A 19,002-nucleotide genomic window follows, 5' to 3' on the forward strand; every position below is an offset into this window, starting at 1 on the left:
AAGAGAGAAATTTAATAGGTCTGAAGGGAGAATAGTCATGAATAATGGTTTATGGATATTTAAAATTATATTGGTGAAGGCACTTTACATCCTAGCCTTGATAGGAGCTTTCTTGCTCGGAATAAGCTTTCTGCTTTCTTTCACTGCTCTATTTAATTTTGATAGAAAGCCAGGTGAACATTTAGCGATATCTTTTCATGGGTTTCAGCTGCAGATGGAAACAATTTTTGCTCAATTAACTGAATTCAGTTTTAAAAGTATTTTTGAATTTGTCAAAGAACCGAATGCTTTGGATAGTTTTATAGCTTCCTATAAAGTTCTAGGCATTTCACTAGTGGCAATCATTATGCTGGGAAGCATGATTGGATTCCTGGTAATCTTGTTACCAATTAAATTAAGGAGAAGTTTTCATCAATTTCTGGATTATTTTGAAGGACTTCCTGACCTTTTGTTCATTTTCATCATTAATATGCTTAACATCTACCTGTTGCAGGAATTTAACTTTAAAATTTTTCCAATGTATGGATTTGGTTCTTCACAGCCTGTCGCTTTCCCTGTCATCGTTATCTCTTTTTTGCCTGCAGTCCTTTTTGGCTTATATTTAATCAAATGTATGGAAGACGAAGAACAGGCTCAATACGTCCAGTTAGGATATTCTAAAGGCTTATCCAAGTCTTATTTATATGCTGTTTACATGCTGCGGAATGTACTGCCTGTTTTATCGCTTAAATTCCGGGTCACCCTTTATATGATGCTTTCCAATTTGATCCTGGTCGAACATATGTATCATTACAATATTGCACTATCAAACCAAATCTTTGAACAGGTCTTCAGAGGACAACATGTATTGCCGCTAATCTATGGAATTGGAATTTTAATTTTCCCGGTAATTATCCTTGAGTACGTTATCAAACTAATCGTTAAAGTGACTGTGATCAGGAAAAGAGGAGAATTCCAGTTATGAAATTACCAACATATCGTAAAACCAAAATCAGCCTCGCTGTCTTGCTGGCCTTATTGATTGCCAGTATTCTCTATGATTATATTGGTCCTGAGGATTATCGTTCGATGCTTGACCAGCTATATGATGAAAACGGAGACGTCCTGGAAAATCCACCTTATCCTCCCAGTAAAGACTTTCTTCTGGGTACTGACCGTGATGCTCGGGATAATTTGCTTCTGATTTTAGATGGACTGAAATATACCATTGCAGCTGTATTTATTGTTTCTCTAGCAAGAGTAATCATTGGCGCCGTGTTAGGCTTAATCACTGAAACCTGGGTACCTGCCATAAAAGCATTTGTTAAGGCCTTTTTCCTGCCTTTTCATTATGTCCCTTTACTGCTGGTCGCTGTCATATTGATGGATTCTGTCATTTTTCCTTTTAACAATATACCCGTAATCGTTAAAATCGAATACCAGTTGATTGTTTTATTCCTTCTTGGCTTTCCCGCTGTCTTTTTCTTCACAACAGATTTAGTTAAGGAAATCAGCACGAAATCGTATGTGACATGTTCAGCATTGCTAGGAGGAAGTAAATTTCATATTGTAAGAGTGCAGATCCTGCCACACCTTAAACCTCATTTGATTCTGTTGTTCGTCCAGCAGGTATTACAAACCCTGCAAATATTGATGGGATTGGCCATATTTCGTCTTTTTCTCGGTGGACGCCATGAGGAAAAGATTTATAATACGTCTTATCCAAAGTCCATCACCAATGAACTTGCAGGACTCACAGGCCAAAATTTCTGGACACTTAAAAATGCTCCATGGGTCGCCTTCAGTTCCATGGGGTTGCTGCTAGTAATTTTCATCCTTGTTATTGTAATCAAGAATGAAATAATCACTAATATGGAAAGACAACCTGAACAATCAGGCCTGTCATATCCCAAAACAAAACAACAAGATATAAAAGAAGACGATGATAATATTCCTTCGGCAAAATTCATCCCAATCCAACAAAAGGTGCCCGATCAATAGATCGGGCACCTTTTATTCCTAGTTTGACATCGCTTTATTATTGAAAATGTTACTAATAGGGTTAAGCAGCATTGCGCCGACTCCCTGTATCGCTGTTTTTACGATAACCTGGCCTAATATCGCTGCGGGAACAGCTTCCCACGGAAGGAAGTTTGCTCCAAGCGGACTTAATCCGATTACGACAAATATTACTGAATCCAAGAGGCCCCCCACTAATCCGCTGTAAAAGATTCTCCAGCTCATTGGAAGCTTAAGCCTTGTGTAAATTTCAGTATCAGTTGTCTCAGCAACAGCGAAGCTCAATGCTGAAGCAAATACAATCGTAAGTGTATCTCCAAGTATATACGAAACAATAGCTGAAAGAACGAGTGCTAAGCCGATGAACATATAAGTTTTCGCACGGCCGTACTTATTCTGCACAAGGTCACGGAAAATGAATGTGGCCCCTATCAGCAATGTCCCCATCGGCACAATGAACATTCCAAAATGAAGTGGCGCAAGAGCCGCAGTAATCACATTGGCAGTAACAATTGAAATTAAATATAAAAAGATTCTCATCATCTTACCTCCGTCTATTAATATCATTATCTATTTTTGCATGAAATCGGATATGCTGAAATTATTCATCAAGATCCCCTGCGAGGAACTCATCCAGCCCTTTTTTCCGTAACTTGCAGGCAGGACAAACCCCGCAGCCATCTGCAATGATTCCGTTATAGCAAGTCAATGTTCTTGACCGGATAAATTCAAAAGCTTCTAGTTCATCAGCCATCTTCCAGGTTTCTGCCTTATTCAGCCACATTAATGGTGTATGAATGACAAAGTTCTGATCCATTGATAGGTTAAGCGTTACATTCATTGATTTTATGAACACGTCCCGGCAATCTGGATAGCCGCTGAAGTCGGTTTCGCACACACCTGTTACAATGTGCTTTGCTTTTACTTGACTTGCGAGCACTCCAGCAAAGGATAAAAACAATAAATTTCTCCCGGGCACAAAGGTTGAAGGTAGCTCTCCGTCTTCCCCATCCTTCACATCGATGTCATTTCGAGTGAGTGCGTTAGGAGCAAGTTGGTTAAGCAGACTCATATCGAGAACATGGTGCTTGATTCCAAGCTCGCTGGCGATTTCTTCAGCGCATTGTATTTCTGTCCGATGCCGCTGGTTGTAATCGAAAGTGACTGCTTCAACTTCTCCAAATTCCTTCATGGCCCAAAACAAGCAAGTCGTACTGTCCTGTCCGCCGCTGAATACGACAACAGCTTTTTCGTTTTTCATTAGAAAACTCCTTTACAACAGAAAAAACAGTACCACTAAGACAGCAGTACTGTTTTCCCTTAGTTTTTTTGAGAGGGTAGCTAGAACCTCTTCCGTCAGAACGGAATATGTAATTTTGACTTTTCTATTTTACCATACATTTTATAAAAGGAAAGCATCTTTTATACCTTCATTTCTCAGATTTCACCGATCCTGATGCACATTAACCATCAATCTCGATATGTGTTTCTTCCATAATTAGAACTAGTCCAACCAATACAATTACTCCATATTATAGAATACTCTCCATGTTGAACTTTACCAACAGGGCATCTTGCTCATTCGAAAATCTATTCCGGGAATAGAATAAATACAGGCACCTATTACCTGAAACTAAAAAGGAGGATACAAATGGATATTGGGGCTTACTTTTCAAAAAGCGGAGATTATTTTGACCAGAAATCCCAGGAATTCCATGACTGCGATCATCCACATTGCCAGGATGTTGAGTCAGCTTTTTCTTTCGGCTCACAAACAGATTGGCCAAACTTGGATGAGCTGGAATCAGGATCGCGTCATGGATATTGCCATAGCTATAAAGATGATTGTGTCCCGGTCATTTTCGACCGTCGCTATAATTTCGCTGATCGAGAGTTATGCAGCAGGCATTTCAGCGTCCGCCTCGGTGGTTTGCGGCACAAAATGGCAGCAGTATTGCGAGGTTATCTTGGATGCAAGGTTATTATTGGGTCAGAATGTGATTCCAGGGTAAAAAAAGTCAATGGTCGTATTTCCTTTGTCGGAACAGATTTCGTCGAGCTGGTCATCCGTGAAAACAACAAGGGCAACGAAAATCATTCAAAAAAGAAGTATAGGATGATTCCGTTTGATACAATCAACTGGTTTGAAATGGATGAAGGAAAAAACGCCTGAGCAAAAGCTCAGGCGATTCTATATGTGTATCAAGCTTTTTTCAGGTAACAGAACGACGTAAGGGAAATTTCTTTCATTTCCCCATTATCGCTCACTAGATTAATGTTTCCGTTTTCCAGACCTGCCAATAAACCTATTACCTTTTCAGAGTTTGTATAAATTGTTACTTTTTCATCTGTAAATGTTTTAAGGTACATAAATAGCTTAATCCTGAAAAAGATTTGGATCAGCTCAGGGTCATGAGCTACTGTTTCTCCAAAACTAAAGGTAAGGTCCCTCCGGAAACATGGATCGATATCCAGTAAAGGGGGTTGGGATCTAGTTGGTTGATACGGCTTTTTAGATAAAACCAGACAAATTTTATTGAAGGGAATAATGAATGTCTTTCTGTTTTTCTGGAGCTGGACAAAGTCACTGCCCACTAATTGTACAAATCCTTCCAGAAAATTTTTGCTTAGCTTCTTCTTTTTATACCTATGCTTGAGCTTCTTCTTGGCAAGACGTTTCTTTTTGCAACGCTTTTTCCTCTCTGTCTTCTTGTTCATTACTTCCTCAATTGAATCTGCTGGACTAGCTTCTGTATTGCTCTCATCATAATCTGAACAGTTTATTTTAATCTTCACCATTTGCCCTGACAGGCCATCGAATAAAATCCTCCGGCCGAGTTCCGACTGCTCATTTGATAGACCGAGATCCAATAGCATGCGATTGGCTGCATCGATTTTTTCTTCAAGTTCGTGCAACCGACCTTCAGGCATACATGATGTCGGCGAAGGGAATTTTGGAGTTTCGATTCTTTCCGGACAATCATCAGGAAAACAGTAATCATCTTCTGGGCTGTTTGCTGAGGAGGAACTGCTTTCCATCAGCTCATGGCTTGAAGACTCCTCAACTGGGATTTCAATTTTATGCCTTTTTTTCATCGTCCCACTCCCCTTTAACTTCCTCAAGTCGTGGCAGATTTTGCTTTGTATCCTTATGAACACGGAAGATCCCCCACATACCCAATTCTATGTCCCAGCGGATATTGCCGGACCGGTACAAGTAATCTCCAGGGAAATTGAAAACTCCTCCTGCGCCACCAATCAAGCGCAAGTCATCAGTATGGCCAGTAACCATATGGCCAATAAATGACTGTATACGGGAATCAAGATCTTTACTGTCGAATTTCCAATAATGTCCGTGAAGGTGGAAAGTGTGGGATCTTCGCCTTTCTGCTGGAGTGGTAATCCGTATAACCACTGCCTCGCCCGGATAAGCTTCGAATAATGGTGTCGCAGGATCCCCGAAAATTTCTGATGAAAACAGCTCGTGCATTACCGGGTGATCCTTGTAACGATTGATCAACCTCTCACTACGGTAGTTAAATCCCCTTGAACCATAATCATACGTATCGACCTCTTCGAGCACCTCTGTATCTGGTATAACCCCATCCATCGGGTCAATGATTACCTTTCCAGCTTTGTCCTCCAGTCTTACACCATCGTGTAATATGAGGACGAAATCTCTTGTAGCAGGCAGCAAGGGGTGACGAAGAATCACATTTTCGCCTGTATTTACTTTTTCCAGGCTGTGCGGGTCCAGGTATGTTGTAAACCTGGATTCGGCAATAAAAGCACCAAATGTTCCAAACGAACGGTGATTTCGCAAATCGGCCATGTCCCACATAGAACACATTCCAAACTGGCCATCAACAAACCATCTATAAGTGATTGTCTCACCGGGGCCGACCGTCTGGTCCGGATTGAAACCAACTGTATCTCCACTTGATGTCTTTACATCATAATTCAGCAGGCTAGTATGGAGTGATATCCTTAGTGAAGGAGGATAAAAAGATTGTTCTTTTACCGGCGGGTAAGGGTGGATTCCATCTTGAAAAGGAAAAAGCTCTTTCTTCAGCTCACTTGTCAAGCTGACCTCTACAAGGTCACCGACATTTGCCCTTAAAATTAATGGCACCGGATTCTTTTTGCCAGAGACTATATCTTCTACATCCTCTTTTAGGGCGAAGATAATACCAAATGGATCATGATCGCCATATGAGTTATATTGGATGGGTGTCTGGAAGGCGACTACCTCGAATTTCTTAACTGGCGAACCCTTATAAGCCCCTGGGGGAAGACTGGCGAGAGGGTTTGCTTTTTCAGGCGGTTTGCCTGTCGGCTTTGGAGTTTCAGCGGTTCCTTCCGGCAGAGCTTCCCGGTCAGCCAATACGATTAAATCATCCATTTTTGAGCTATACGCCCGGATTAAACCCCATGTCCCGAGCCAAACATCTTCCTCATCCTCAAAGGCCCAAAGATAATCACCGGAGGCGGGTATCTCAGTCTCAAAAGTAAACGACTCAGAAATTCCGATATGCTGCTGCGCTTTCATGGATGAGCCAAGATCTGGACGTTCTTCTTTCCACTTTATACCATGAATGTTGAAACTGTGGGATTCCTCATGTGCTCCCTGCAATAGCCTGATTCTGATCGGGTCTCCTTCATAGGCTTTTAGTATTGGTGTTACAGGATCACCATGTACATAGGAACTGAAGGAATAGGCAGGATCACAATCTTCACCCAGCCTGAACTTCAAAGGTTCACATTTATAATTGACACCAAAAACACCCGGATCATCCTCGGAACCTGGGTACTTTGGCGGCTGGATTGGACGGCCATTCTTATCGAATAAAAGTGCAAAATCATGGACGAAAAGAGTCTGGTCACGATAATCCGGGATTAACGGGTGTTCGACAGAAATCTGGGTTCCATGGTCCACCTCATCACCAGTTCTAGAATCTAGAAATCTGGAGAATCGCGGCTGAATGATGCCTGCTCCGAAAACGCCATGCTGCTGGTGCGAGTTAGCAAATAGATGATCATGAAAGAAAAAAGCTTTTAACTCGGTTTCCGCATACCACTCATAGCGGATGGTCTGGCCAGGAAGAACAGCACTGTCATAATTCCATCCTACATTTCCTCCATCGCAGGCAAGGACATCAAATTTTACAAAGTGAATGTGAAAACCATTTTCATACGTCCTTGTCACCAGCTGGAAAGCGTCACCATCAAGAATATGAGGCATACGATTTGTATAATTCATCCTTATACATGTACCAGCAGGAACATGGAAGACTAGCGGCTCTGGCTCTTTTTTTCCCGAAAGGATATCATCCAGATCTTCATCCATCACATAAAATCTTGCCTTCGGATCATGCCAGCCCTGTTTGTTATATACTACAGGCATCTCAATCGCAGAGACATTGAATTCGACTACCACTGGGTCCTGGTCTAGGCAAGGGTCAACAAAAACTGCACCCGGACGGGGATTGGGAATTGCTGCATTCCGTTCCAGTTCAGTCATCTCCCGGCCACCGACAATTCCTAATGGCGGCCTTGGTGCTTTATAGCCAACTTTTCCTGGTATGAAATTAGGGAATCCTGGCTTTTCAGGGGTTGGCTTTGGTGGTGCAGGACGGTCTGGCAGAGGTTTTAGGGCATCAATACGAACACCATTCGGATAACATTGGCTTCCATCCTGTAGTGTATTAAAAACCCTGTTGATTCCCCACATGCCTATGCCGAAATGCGGGTACAGGTGGCAATGGATTATGGAATCTCCAATGGCACCATGCAGGCTCCCTAATCCATAAAGCGGCTGAATGGAATAATGTGTTTGCGGGCTAATGGATTGGGCATCCAGAATTTCCGCATTAATATTGCTGGAATCACCCAGCCATTGATGGACATGGTAGTGAAATACATGAGTTTCCTTTACGCCGCCATGGATTAGCCTGATGATTGCCGGGTCCCCTACATACCCCCTTAATATCGGAGTGGCCGGATCACCAAAAACCCATGAATCATGATGGACCTCTTCTGAATCACAATCCGGACATACCACTCCCGCCTCCATCAGTCTTTTACGGTTTGTCATAGGTTCATAGCGAAGATTCACTCCATGGAAGGATTCAGCTTCCTGGTTCGTCATTGGGTTGAACGGCCGGTTCCCTGTTAAATCCTTAATTTCCATTTCATCATTGAAGAACCAGGCATACTCCCTGAAAGATGGCAGAAGAGGATGATGTATGTCAGCATACACACCACTATTGATTGGTCCGCCCGTAACAGGATCAGTCCAGCTAGAACCCCTTTTTTGGACAAGCAGCGCCCCGAATAATCCCTGGACACTTGATCCTTTTTCTGTGCTTGAAACATTGCCCAGGTCGGTGAAGAAGTAGATACCTTCCTGAGTAGCATTAATCCGGTAAACAATCTTCCCGCCTGGTTCTACCGTTGTATCAGGATTATATCCTGCATCCGCTCCGTCGGATGACAGAACATTATAATCAGCTTCCTGGAAGTGCATTCCTGCTGAAAAAGGAATCTGGTTTTCAAAAAGTATTTCAACTATATCCCCTTCGTTGGCGCGAATAGCTAACGGTTGTACTAAATCAATTGGTTTGTAAGGGTTCTTTCGAACGAGGTCTTTAAGCTTTGACTCATTTTCCTTCAAGACATAAATTCTTCCATTAGGATTGTGATCACCGAACGTATTAACTACTATTCTCGTTGAAATTCCGACAACATGATATTTTCGTAACATGTATTTCCCCCCTTCATAGGTATCTAATAGTCCTCGAGCTTTGGAATTTTAGGCGCACCTGGTCTTTCAATATAGAAAACTTCTATATTATGAATGTGAATGTACCATTCGCGGTTTTCTAATTGAGCAAAGTGAGTGGTCTCAACATCGATTTTTACGGTATCACCAATCAATTCCTTGATGATGCCAACGAACAAATACGGATAGGATGGAGAAATAACAAGCGTTTTGTGGCCAATTCCATTTCTGAAGTGCTCCAAAATAGCTGAGTCATGGATTTCATTTACATCTGTCATTTTTGAATAATCTACGGACATAAGAAATAACGCCTCCCTTACTTGTTTATTTAAACTAATGGTATTCTCATCGAACAATCGACATCGGTTGTAAAATGGGCAATCTTTTCAAACGGAATGGATATAGGAATTGGGAATTTATGAAACGGTGCATTCAAGATTTTGATTGTTACGGGTGATAGTGTTAAATGGCCAGGTTCAACTTCAGCGATTTTTCCGCAGAAAATCGGCCTGAATGTTTGCCCCAATATATTTATTTGTGATGATTCCGTAATAATCAGCATTTGCTTACCCATATTCTCGTAAAAAAAGTCAAATAAAGGGTCATTGGCTTTAATGGCATTAGAAACAGGCGATAATGATTTTAATTGAAAGTCATGCATGTATTTCACCCTTTCTCGGAAATCAGAACTCAAAGGAAATAAGGAACCTAACGGAATAGAGACTGTAACATATTCTTCCCCATTAAAAGGACCCGATTAAAAAGACGGGCAGATATGAGGTGTGATAAATCATTGAAAGCAATTTGTCTATTTGATCCAACAGATTGTAATAACACACTTTCTTCAGTCACCGAGACGATTTTGCCCCAGACTGTTTCTTCAGGAGTAACAGCTTTGACCCATACTCCTTTCCATCTCTCAAGGTTCCCCCTAAGGGATTCTTCGAAAAATTGCTGAATTAAAACATCCCGTTTGGCAACTGTTTCACCAAAATTCGTAGTCAGTTTTTGTTTTAAGTCATTATCATAGATAAAATTTTGGTGGGCATTTTCATAGGTAGGCACTCCGGATGGAGAATTTGCTGATAATATTGTCTTATATGGGATCCAGGTTCGGTCCTTTAAATTCGTGAGTATGACGAAATCTCTTCCAATCGCATTGACCTTCCCTGAGGTTTCCAAAGTGGTACCTTGATGTTCAATATAGACTACCACTTCTTGATTCCGTTTCATCTTAAAGAATTTCTTTAAAATCAAAGTCTTCTTAAATTCAGGAACAGCATTCGCCAGTGTGTGAAGGTTTTTTTGTTCCAGGTATTCGGCTATGATTTTATTCTCTTCTAGTGGTGTTGCACTTGGTGGAGATGTGATTTGATTTCCGACTTCGTGAATAGGATCAACATTCCTGACTTCATTCCTTCTGTCCTCTAATAGGTTTTTTAAATAATCCGAATGACGCATACCGGTACGCAATGGTTTGCCCCCTTTCGAACAAATTTTCCCATTATCTTATGAGGCAAATATCATAATTGTTATTATATTTGGAAAAAAATTCAAACACCTCGTGTTTAGTTATGAATACATTGAACAGTAGAGGTGATGTGTCATGCCGGAATGGATTGTGATTTTTTACCCAATTAATTTTTTGTCCGCATACGTTCTATATATATTTCTATACAATCGAAGAAAACAAATCGGTTTTCATTTAGGAATGAACATAACCATGGTGGCTGCTGGGGGTTTAGCTCTCGGGACAGGTATTATTTTTATCAACTTGTATCCTTTTTACTTTTTGGAAGCGACCTTGTTTTCGGTGATCATAGGTGGTATTTCAGGAATCTTGTTTGGCAACCTCTTTGACTATCAAACTTTATTGTCTGGTTATATAACTGGGCTAATGATGGGAATCATGGCGCCTATGGTTGGGGCTGCAGCATATGAAGGGGTAATGTTCTTACTCATGATCGAGATTTTCATCCTCAGCTCTTTTTGCATAGCGGCTTCCTCGGCCTACAAAACCTGATTCAGTAATCTGGAGGGGTGTCTTATGCAGATCATATTAATCTCCATAACTTTCATCAATTTTTTAATTGGAGCCTGGCTATATTATGTACTTCATAAATCGAGATTGCTGTTTAGTGACAGGTTCGGGTATACAGCTTCCTATTTTGCCAGCAGTACACTGGGTCTAGTTGCTTCACTTAATCTCACACTACTTTTCCCAAACCATTTCGAAATTGTTGCTGTGCTTAATATTTTACTTGGTATCACAATCGGTTATTTATTTGGCTCAATGCTGAATGCGCAATCATTGATTGCAGGGATTTATAACGGGGGCATAAGCGCAATTATGGGGACGATGCTGGGATTGGTGGTAAAAAACCCAGCTATTTGCGGTCTTCCTGGTACCATTGCTACAGAACAAGAAATGATGATCTTCTTTGCCCTTTTCAGTCTGTGTATCCAGGGAATATCTGCTATATTGCTCATATTTTCTTTTAAGGCATGAATGATATGGACACATTAATTGAATGAATTGGATGAAAACTTTCCTTATGGTCACAAGCTTAAACTTAATGCGACGTTGACGAGAACTGATCTCTGGTTATCGTCACATTATATGGGTTAATGTGACCTTGACGGGAGCATATCTCCGTTTATCGTCACATTAATGAACTTAATGTGACCTTGACGGAAGCATAGCTCCGTTTATCGTCACATTAATGAGCTTAATATGACCTTAACGAGAGCATAGCTCTGGTTATCGTCACATTAATGAACTTAATGTGACCTTGACGGAAGCATAGCTCCGTTTATCGTCACATTAATGAGCTTAATGTGACCTTAACGAGAGCATAGCTCTGGTTATCGTCACATTAATGAACTTAATGTAACCTTTACGGGAGCATAGCTCCGTTTATCGTCACATTAATGAGCTTAATATGACCTTAACGGGGAATGTTACGCTACTTATGAGCACATTAATGAACTTAAAGTGGCCCTTAGCGGAAAGAAAACCATTAGTAAAGGACAAAAGCAGCCTCAATCCAGGCTGCTTTTGTCTACTTTATAGAAAAGCCGTCAAATAACCTTCCACCGAATGGTTCTAAGATCCCTTCGGCCATTTCTATGACCATTTTTTTGTTACCAGTTCTGTAATACTGTGAAAATGCTTCTACAAATTGTTCAGAAAAAACGGGGTCATAGTCATTTAATTCCCTCACTACCCATTTTGATTTACCGACCCACCGCTTGTTTGTCCTTAACACAAATTCCTGAAGCTGGTCAGCGAGTGTCCCTGCAACGAAGAGTTCTTCCGCCTCATTGTTGGACCCAATGAAATCATCCAGCGTATCGGTAATGAAATATCGTTTAAAATCGATTTCTTTCTTGGTCCACACCTCTGGTCCCAACTCTATTATTCTTTTAGCTTCTTTAATTAATTCCTGCAAGTAATCACTTTTCTTTATAACAGTCCCTTCTGCAACCATTCTTGGCAAGCTTGGCCGCGCCCTTTTTACATCACTCTCAAAGAAAATCTTATAGGAATGTAAATTATGGACGAAAACTTCAATCGGCCACCCATAGTCAATTAATGACTCTCTGAAAACTGAGGGGATTTCCTTATCAAAGATCACGATATCCAAATCAGATGTCTTGGTTGCTTCACCCCTGGTTACACTACCGGCCAGCAATGCTGCGTCACAGTCCGGGAAGCGCTCCTCCACTAACTTTTGCGCTGTTTCAAAAGCTGATAATCTAGCATACATGTTCATGTGCAAAATCCTCCATTAAATTATACATAAAATTTATTATTGGTTATAACACAAAATTTGTCGACAATATTGAGAATGTTTTATAGGACAACTTCAGTGGTATCCTACGTATAAAAGCAGTTGAATCAGGAGGATATGCTTATGTCATTTTCATTAAATAAATTTTTTATACCTGCAGGATTGGCTGTTTTGCTCATAACTGGCTGCAACAGCGATGAGGCAGAGCAAGGTGCAAAAGAGTTAGAAGAGGAAACAAAGAATGCTGCTCAAGCGACCGATGAAAAATCAAAAGAAGTAGTGGATAAAGTGAAAGAAGAGGCTCCGGGAATTATCCAGAACATGAAGGATACGTATAAAGAAAGTGAACAAGAAGTTAAAGATAACACTCTCCAGGCCGGCGATCAGGCTACTGTACAAAAAGATGCCTACCTCGCACTTACCCCAGAAGCATATGATGAGCTCTATCAATTGATTGAAATTAACGATGTAGAAGGTGTAGACAAGATCGTACAGGATAATAAAGTTAAAGAAATCAAACAAGGCAGTGAAGCAGAAATTTTAGAAAGAGAGATTAGACGAACGAAGGTGAAGATGAAAGATTCCGGTGAAGAAGGATACCTGCCTACCACAATGCTTGAACCTGTCAAGTAGCAAGATCAAGACCCTGACTGATATCAGGGTCTTATTTTTAATGACTATTAATTTGCTGTAAATGTATCTGGCATGACAACAGCAATAACTTCTCCTTTAGCACACAGTGTTTCCCCAGCATACACTTCTGTTTCAACTCGATATTTTTTTGGATGGATTTCATGTACAGTCCCTATTGCTTTTAATGCTGTTCCCTGAGGAGTAGGCTTCATAAAATCGACATGCAAGGATGCTGTTACAAATCTTGGCGGTTCTGCACCGTCTCCTGGTTCATATCCATTTTTTCGATGAAGGTAAAGTGCAGCCGAACCGGTGCCGTGGCAATCAACAAAAGAGCCGATGACGCCGCCATATACGAAACCAGGCAGAGCCATATGTTCTTTTTTTGGATTGTAGATTGATATTGTCTTGTCCCCATCCCAACCTGTCCGGAAATGATGTCCGTGCTCATTCATCCTCCCGCATCCATAGCACCACGAGAAGTCCTCAGGGTATTCATCCTGAATGGCTTTCAAAACTTTTTCTTCCATTGCATTTCTCCCCCTTGTCAATACGTATCTATAATACTTTCTTCGATTGTTGTTTGAATTCCTTTAAAATAATACGAATTCCTTTCTTGGTGTATACAATGGCTCTATTTGTGCAACATAGTTTTGTTTAGAACGTCCAAATGATAAAATTGACATAAATTATTTTAGGGGTGATGGAATGAAGTACAGACGGTTAGGCAAAACAAACCTTGATATATCAGTAATTGGAATCGGAACCTGGCAGTATGGCGGTGAATGGGGAAAGGATTTCGGACAGTATGAGGTCGATGCGGTACTGAATAAAGCAAATGAAAAAGGAATTAACTTCCTCGATACAGCAGAATGTTATGGTGATCACTTATCTGAAAGTCTTATTGGAGATTACTTAAGCCGAAACAATCGCGAGGACTGGATCGTGGCAACCAAATTCGGTCATCATTTTCACGGTAATTTTGAAAGGACACGTCACTGGAGTGCAAATGAAGTACTAAAGCAGCTGGATGCTTCATTGAAGTCACTTAGAACTGATTACATAGATTTATATCAGGCTCATTCATGCACAGATGAGGAATTCAACAACGACGAACTATGGACAATGCTTGATAAACAAATTGAAAAAGGAAAAATCCGCAATTTGGGAATCTCACTGCGTTCGAATGAAGAAAGTTACCAGACTGACCATGCTTCAGATGTGAACGCAGGTGCCATCCAGGTCGTCTACAACCGGCTGGACCGTAAACCTGAGGAGAACATCTTCCCTTCTAGCCAAAATCAAAACCTTGGAGTACTAGCACGGGTCCCGCTTGCAAGTGGATATTTAAGCGGTAAATATAAACCAGGTGTAACCTTCAGCGCTGACGATGTTCGCTCCAGAAATGACAGCGAAGAAACAGCGATCCTGCTCAAGCAGGTGGAGGAGATACACAAAAACGAAGTTCCCGAAGGTGTTCCAATGGCATCATGGGCATTAGCATGGGTTTTGAGACACCCCGCAGTCACTGCAGTAATTCCCGGCTGCAAGACACCGGAACAGGTGGAACTCAATGCAAAAGCAGCACAACTGGCCGAGGAAAACCATCCTCAAAGTCTAAAATAATTTTTTTATGCCCCGGCATGTCGCCGGGGCATTTCTGGTATGCAGACTTTTAAAGAAGCAGGCAGGCACCAGATGAATCTCTGCCTCACCCTTCTTCTATCTTTTAGATTACTTATACAAATTCAATCGATAAACCAAAAATCTCTCATTTGGATTGTTTTCCGGCAGGTTCATTTCATATACCAGCTCAAACGGTGTCTGCTTCTCCAAATAAAATATATAGTCTTCAGATGGATAGTATAGAATCAGGTCGATTTCCCTTTGATATTTTTCGAAAGAGATCATGATGTTTTTTACGACATTGGTCAGGATTTGAACTGTAAAAGGGTTAAAGAAATAAAATTTGTTTTCCTCAGGTGAAATTTCATACTCTTCTGCCAGAACGCAATAAAAGTTAATTTTATCTGCTCGGTTTCGATAGTTCTTTAAGTAACTTTGTTTATTTTCGAGAGCTTCCATATAGAATGTTTCATTCATTTCAACACCGACGACATTTGCGTTGAAATGGTGGTTAAGAAAGAAATTCAATCGGCCTTTTCCGCATCCAAAGTCGACTATATGATCGTGACCGATCAAATTATATTCGTTGAAAAACAATTCAAGCGCACTATATGGAGTGGGTTCATAGCGATGATAATGCAACGAAGTCATGAACCCTCTTTGTTCACCAGTTGTTTTGATATTCAGCAATTTATCCATTTGTTGCTCATTCATAAAATTGAACTCCATTCATCAAGGGTCCCGTAGTAAATCTAAGATTTAGCAGCAAAGACACAAGAAAGGCCTTGACTAAAGATCTTTGTTTTTCCGAACCCGTACTTCTAACATTTTTTCATAAAAGCTTTCTTCCAAATCTATATCAAAGTAATTATAGAACTTCAATAGATATGCAAGGCAATCAGCCAGTTCTTTGCCTATATCCTGTTTGATGCTATCTTTGGCGATTAGGAACGCCTCATCTTCATCCATTCCCTCATTTACTCTGCTTTGAGTAAGGTTAAAGGCCTTCCTCAATTCCTCAGCCACTTCTGCTACTTCCGTAGTCAGCAGTAAATAATTGTTCAAGAGTGATTCTCTGCTCTTGGCATAGTTATCAGAATTGATTTCCCAGCCCATTTCTTTTTGATAATCCCTTGTATATGATTGTAACTCTTTCATTTCCCCACCTCTTTATGTAAAATTACACTGTTATGCTTTTGTCATACATATATTTATTGTAACTTAAAGGCAGATAATTCAACATATCTATCAATATGAGGAGAATAGGGACTAAGGATGTTTTCGAAAAATATGAACAGAAATAGAGCTGCAGTAGTAGGTGGCGGTATTGCGGGCATGCTGGCTGCACGTGTACTGTCTGAGTTTTTCAAAGAAGTTATATTAATAGAAAAAGATACAAAAATTGATCATGTCACTAATAGAAAAGGGGTTCCGCAAGGGAATCAGGGGCATGTTTTGCTGAAGAGCGGAGAAGAGATTATCGAGGAGCTTTTTCCGGGAATCATTCAGGAATTATCCCAAAATGGAGCCATGAAAACGGACTTCGCGGGAGATCTCTTATGGTCACATCACGGTACCCAAAAGATCCGATTTGATTCGAACGTGTTCATTAGCCAGCAAAGCAGGCCTCTACTTGAATGGCAGATCCAGCAAAGACTGGAAAAAATACAAAATATCCATTTTCGATTCGAATGCAAGGTGCAGAGTATTCAATTCAATAACGATGAAATGAACACCATTGTCACCGAGGACAAGAACGGGGTCGTAACAGAACTTTTAGCGGATATTGTAATTGATGCATCGGGTGCAGCAGCACTGCATAACCAGTGGCTAAGGGAATCCGGATATGCGATTCCGACCAAAACAGAAATCAAAGTGGATTTATTTTATGCCAGCATGGTCTTTAAGAAACTGTCTCATGAATCTATTAATTGGCACAGTCTTCTCGTCTATCCCAATCCACCAGAAGTCCAGCGTGGCGGCATGATTTCCCCTATCGAAGGGAATCGTATGCTGGTTACCCTGATTGGCTACGGTACGAAAGAATTACCTAAAGATATAGATAGCTTCCTGGAATATGCAGCGTCAGTTGAGCAACCCGAATTTTATGATGCAATTAAAAATGAATTACCACTCTCTAAGGATGTACAAATATACAGGTTCCCTTCCCTCCGTCGTTATCACTTTGAAAAACTAAGAAATTTTCCATCCGGTTTGTTGGTCATTGGCGACGCTTTTTGCCGGGTCGACCCTGTTTTTGCACAGGGGATGAGCCTCGCTTCTATGGAGGTCCAGGCTTTAAGAGAACTATTAAAGAAGGGCTTAAACAAGAAACAACTAACAAAAAGCTTTCATAAAAAAGTTAGCAGGATTCTCGATATTCCCTGGTTGATTGCTTTAACAGAAGACTTTCGGTTTCGAACAACGAGCGGAAGAAAACCAATAGGCCTTCCCATTTTGCAATGGTTTGTAAAAAGAGTCGTGGCGGCATGCTCTGATGATGAACATGTTTACAGCCGTTTCATTCAGGTGCTACATCTAAAATCGCATCCAATCAGACTTGCTCATCCCGTTATTCTTACTAAGTTATTAAAAAAATATTAAATAACACCAACTAAACCTTCGATGACCATATCGGGGGTTTTTCATTTTTCTAATATTTGTAAGTGAGTCAAAACCATTTACAACCCTGCATTTTGTTGAATGGTTCGCTAAAATTTTGTCGTTTTCCAAACCTGTACTTGCTTAGGCATTCTTAGAGGAAACGGGGGCACTGTACACCGGATTGTATTATATAGGCTGAAGATCGAAATAAAATAATTATACTTCTTAGAAGAATTTCCCAAGTGATATTTGGCCCTTTATGTTAAAAAGTGTGTTAGGCTTGAGAGAATGATAAATATCTAGGGTTGTTCGACTTTTCTTAGTCACCCCCCTTTTGGGAAGGAGAGCTAGAAATGAATGAAATCAGTGTTTTCCTAGATGACTACCGTCAGGCGCCAGAAGGTTATGTTTTGGCAGAAACTATAGATGAATGTCTCATTCTATTGAAAAACTATGAAATCGACCACTTGTCGTTAGACCATGACCTTGCAAGCTATACGAGGAATGGGTTGATGCTTGTAAATATAATGGTCGAGAAACAGCTATTTGCCAATCGAATCACGATACATTCCGCAAACTCAACCGGGGGTAAAGCCATGTATAATTGCTTTAAGCAAGCACAAGATGATTACCTTATGCCTCGTTCCATAAATATTTATTTACGTCCCATGCCCCTAAATCCCTTTATTTCTCCAATGTTGTCTATTTATAAAAAATAGTCAGATGGCACCCTTCATGTGCTGTAACTTTCTTTCTTGCTTACTTATTCATCTAATAAGCGGCTTTCAATTTTTTAGAGCAACGAAAAATGGGCCAGAAACTCTGACCCATTTTTCTCTATTTATTGAGCGCCTTTTCTACTGCTCCATGAGCATGTATTTCCGTGGTGTCAAATAAAGGAATCGGTGTATCCTCCTGCTTTATCAACAGTCCAATTTCTGTACATCCCAGTATGATTCCTTCGACACCTTCTGCTATGAGAGTTTCAATTATTCTCTTAAAATATTCTCTTGAGGACTGCTGTATAGATCCATGGCACAATTCATTGAAGATCACACTATTAATTAAATCCCGGTCATTTTCATTCGGTATTAACACATCAATATTTTGTGATTGTAATCTTGATTTATAAAAATCCTGCTCCATTGTATACTTGGTGCCAAGCAAACCGATTTTCTTAATACCTATCTTCTTGATTTGCGCTGCAGTCTCATCTGCTATATGAAGAATTTGCAGACTTGTCCTCTGAGATATTTGGTTAATTACTTTATGCATCGTATTGGTGCAAATCACAAGAAAATCAGCCCCTGCCTTTTCCAATGAATAAGCGGCCTGACCTAATATCTGTCCCGCTTCATCCCATCTTCCCTCTGATTGGCATTTTTCAATTTCATCAAAATTAACACTGAATAAAATCACTTTTGCAGAATGCAGGCCTCCAAGCTGCCTTTTTACACCCTCATTGATCAGCCTGTAATATTCAGCTGAGGATTCCCAGCTCATACCGCCGATCATTCCAATCGTTTTCAAATTAACCTCTCCTTTGATTAAACTCCCATGATCAGA

General features: G+C 40.6%; 21 protein-coding genes and 1 riboswitch. Of the genes, 9 read left to right on the top strand and 12 right to left on the bottom strand.

Annotated elements, in window-relative coordinates; genetic code table 11:
* The first annotated feature begins 37 nt into the window (after positions 1-37).
* A complete protein-coding gene (locus tag J7E32_RS05755; RefSeq protein ID WP_214904909.1) occupies positions 38-964 on the top strand; it encodes an ABC transporter permease family protein in 927 nt (308 codons plus the stop codon).
* Positions 961-1,980, top strand: coding sequence for a hypothetical protein (locus J7E32_RS05760; RefSeq protein WP_214904912.1), 1,020 nt, complete (start codon positions 961-963; stop codon positions 1,978-1,980). Before J7E32_RS05755 ends, J7E32_RS05760 begins: the two co-directional genes overlap by 4 nt.
* A gap of 18 nt (positions 1,981-1,998) precedes the next feature.
* On the opposite strand, the gene J7E32_RS05765 is transcribed toward J7E32_RS05760, so the two are convergent.
* Positions 1,999-2,538 carry a VUT family protein gene (locus J7E32_RS05765; protein WP_214905045.1) on the bottom strand — a complete coding sequence of 180 codons (540 nt, stop codon included), beginning with the start codon at positions 2,536-2,538 and terminating at the stop codon, positions 1,999-2,001.
* A 61-nt stretch (positions 2,539-2,599) separates the two neighbouring features.
* A complete protein-coding gene (gene queC / locus J7E32_RS05770; protein ID WP_214904915.1) occupies positions 2,600-3,259 on the bottom strand; it encodes a 7-cyano-7-deazaguanine synthase QueC in 660 nt (219 codons plus the stop codon).
* A 53-nt stretch (positions 3,260-3,312) separates the two neighbouring features.
* Positions 3,313-3,355, bottom strand: a riboswitch (PreQ1 riboswitch).
* Positions 3,356-3,649: 294 nt separating this feature from the next.
* Here queC and J7E32_RS05775 point away from each other — a divergent pair.
* On the top strand, positions 3,650-4,171 hold the full coding sequence (locus J7E32_RS05775) for a hypothetical protein (protein ID WP_214904918.1): 522 nt from the start codon (positions 3,650-3,652) through the stop codon (positions 4,169-4,171).
* Positions 4,172-4,200: 29 nt separating this feature from the next.
* On the opposite strand, the gene J7E32_RS05780 is transcribed toward J7E32_RS05775, so the two are convergent.
* Genes J7E32_RS05780 through J7E32_RS05800 form a run of 5 tightly spaced genes read right to left on the bottom strand, consistent with a single transcriptional unit; the run spans position 4,201 to position 10,252 of the window.
* Positions 4,201-5,094, bottom strand: coding sequence for a hypothetical protein (locus J7E32_RS05780; RefSeq protein ID WP_214904921.1), 894 nt, complete (start codon positions 5,092-5,094; stop codon positions 4,201-4,203).
* Positions 5,078-8,761: a multicopper oxidase domain-containing protein gene (locus J7E32_RS05785; protein ID WP_214904923.1), complete on the bottom strand. Its 3,684-nt coding sequence runs from the start codon at positions 8,759-8,761 to the stop codon at positions 5,078-5,080. The genes J7E32_RS05780 and J7E32_RS05785 overlap by 17 nt, the downstream gene beginning before the upstream one ends.
* 23 nt (positions 8,762-8,784) lie before the next feature.
* Positions 8,785-9,078: a hypothetical protein gene (locus tag J7E32_RS05790; RefSeq protein WP_214904925.1), complete on the bottom strand. Its 294-nt coding sequence runs from the start codon at positions 9,076-9,078 to the stop codon at positions 8,785-8,787.
* Positions 9,079-9,107: 29 nt separating this feature from the next.
* The gene (locus J7E32_RS05795) at positions 9,108-9,440 is read right to left on the bottom strand and encodes a hypothetical protein (RefSeq protein ID WP_286182757.1); all 333 of its coding nucleotides are present in this window, start codon (positions 9,438-9,440) and stop codon (positions 9,108-9,110) included.
* A 47-nt stretch (positions 9,441-9,487) separates the two neighbouring features.
* A complete protein-coding gene (locus tag J7E32_RS05800) occupies positions 9,488-10,252 on the bottom strand; it encodes a hypothetical protein (RefSeq protein ID WP_214904927.1) in 765 nt (254 codons plus the stop codon).
* Positions 10,253-10,490: 238 nt separating this feature from the next.
* Here J7E32_RS05800 and J7E32_RS05805 point away from each other — a divergent pair, with 238 nt between their 5' ends.
* The gene (locus J7E32_RS05805) at positions 10,491-10,802 is read left to right on the top strand and encodes a hypothetical protein (RefSeq protein ID WP_286182758.1); all 312 of its coding nucleotides are present in this window, start codon (positions 10,491-10,493) and stop codon (positions 10,800-10,802) included.
* Between the two features lie 24 nt (positions 10,803-10,826).
* Positions 10,827-11,288: a hypothetical protein gene (locus J7E32_RS05810; RefSeq protein WP_214904931.1), complete on the top strand. Its 462-nt coding sequence runs from the start codon at positions 10,827-10,829 to the stop codon at positions 11,286-11,288.
* Between the two features lie 553 nt (positions 11,289-11,841).
* On the opposite strand, the gene J7E32_RS05815 is transcribed toward J7E32_RS05810, so the two are convergent.
* On the bottom strand, positions 11,842-12,555 hold the full coding sequence (locus tag J7E32_RS05815; RefSeq protein WP_483297598.1) for a nucleotidyltransferase domain-containing protein: 714 nt from the start codon (positions 12,553-12,555) through the stop codon (positions 11,842-11,844).
* A gap of 141 nt (positions 12,556-12,696) precedes the next feature.
* Between J7E32_RS05815 and J7E32_RS05820 the strand changes: the two genes are divergently transcribed.
* On the top strand, positions 12,697-13,206 hold the full coding sequence (locus J7E32_RS05820; protein WP_214904934.1) for a hypothetical protein: 510 nt from the start codon (positions 12,697-12,699) through the stop codon (positions 13,204-13,206).
* Between the two features lie 47 nt (positions 13,207-13,253).
* On the opposite strand, the gene J7E32_RS05825 is transcribed toward J7E32_RS05820, so the two are convergent.
* A complete protein-coding gene (locus J7E32_RS05825; RefSeq protein WP_041965343.1) occupies positions 13,254-13,736 on the bottom strand; it encodes a PaaI family thioesterase in 483 nt (160 codons plus the stop codon).
* A 178-nt stretch (positions 13,737-13,914) separates the two neighbouring features.
* Here J7E32_RS05825 and J7E32_RS05830 point away from each other — a divergent pair, with 178 nt between their 5' ends.
* A complete protein-coding gene (locus tag J7E32_RS05830) occupies positions 13,915-14,832 on the top strand; it encodes an aldo/keto reductase (protein ID WP_214904937.1) in 918 nt (305 codons plus the stop codon).
* A gap of 108 nt (positions 14,833-14,940) precedes the next feature.
* Here the strand turns inward: J7E32_RS05830 and J7E32_RS05835 are convergent, their stop codons facing one another.
* Positions 14,941-15,546, bottom strand: a complete 606-nt coding sequence (locus J7E32_RS05835) for a methyltransferase (RefSeq protein ID WP_214904940.1) — start codon at positions 15,544-15,546, stop codon at positions 14,941-14,943.
* 75 nt (positions 15,547-15,621) lie between these two features.
* Positions 15,622-15,990: a MazG nucleotide pyrophosphohydrolase domain-containing protein gene (locus J7E32_RS05840; RefSeq protein WP_214904943.1), complete on the bottom strand. Its 369-nt coding sequence runs from the start codon at positions 15,988-15,990 to the stop codon at positions 15,622-15,624.
* A 132-nt stretch (positions 15,991-16,122) separates the two neighbouring features.
* Between J7E32_RS05840 and J7E32_RS05845 the strand changes: the two genes are divergently transcribed.
* Entirely contained in the window at positions 16,123-17,436 is a 1,314-nt protein-coding gene (locus J7E32_RS05845; protein ID WP_214904945.1) for an FAD-dependent oxidoreductase, read from the top strand.
* A gap of 353 nt (positions 17,437-17,789) precedes the next feature.
* A complete protein-coding gene (locus tag J7E32_RS05850) occupies positions 17,790-18,155 on the top strand; it encodes a cyclic-phosphate processing receiver domain-containing protein (protein WP_214904948.1) in 366 nt (121 codons plus the stop codon).
* Positions 18,156-18,273: 118 nt separating this feature from the next.
* Here the strand turns inward: J7E32_RS05850 and J7E32_RS05855 are convergent, their stop codons facing one another.
* Positions 18,274-18,966, bottom strand: coding sequence for an aspartate/glutamate racemase family protein (locus J7E32_RS05855; protein WP_214904952.1), 693 nt, complete (start codon positions 18,964-18,966; stop codon positions 18,274-18,276).
* Between the last annotated feature and the right edge of the window lie 36 nt (positions 18,967-19,002).

The sequence above is a fragment of the Bacillus sp. ISL-55 genome (genome assembly GCF_018613155.1).
In the GTDB taxonomy this organism is placed as follows: domain Bacteria; phylum Bacillota; class Bacilli; order Bacillales; family Cytobacillaceae; genus Mesobacillus.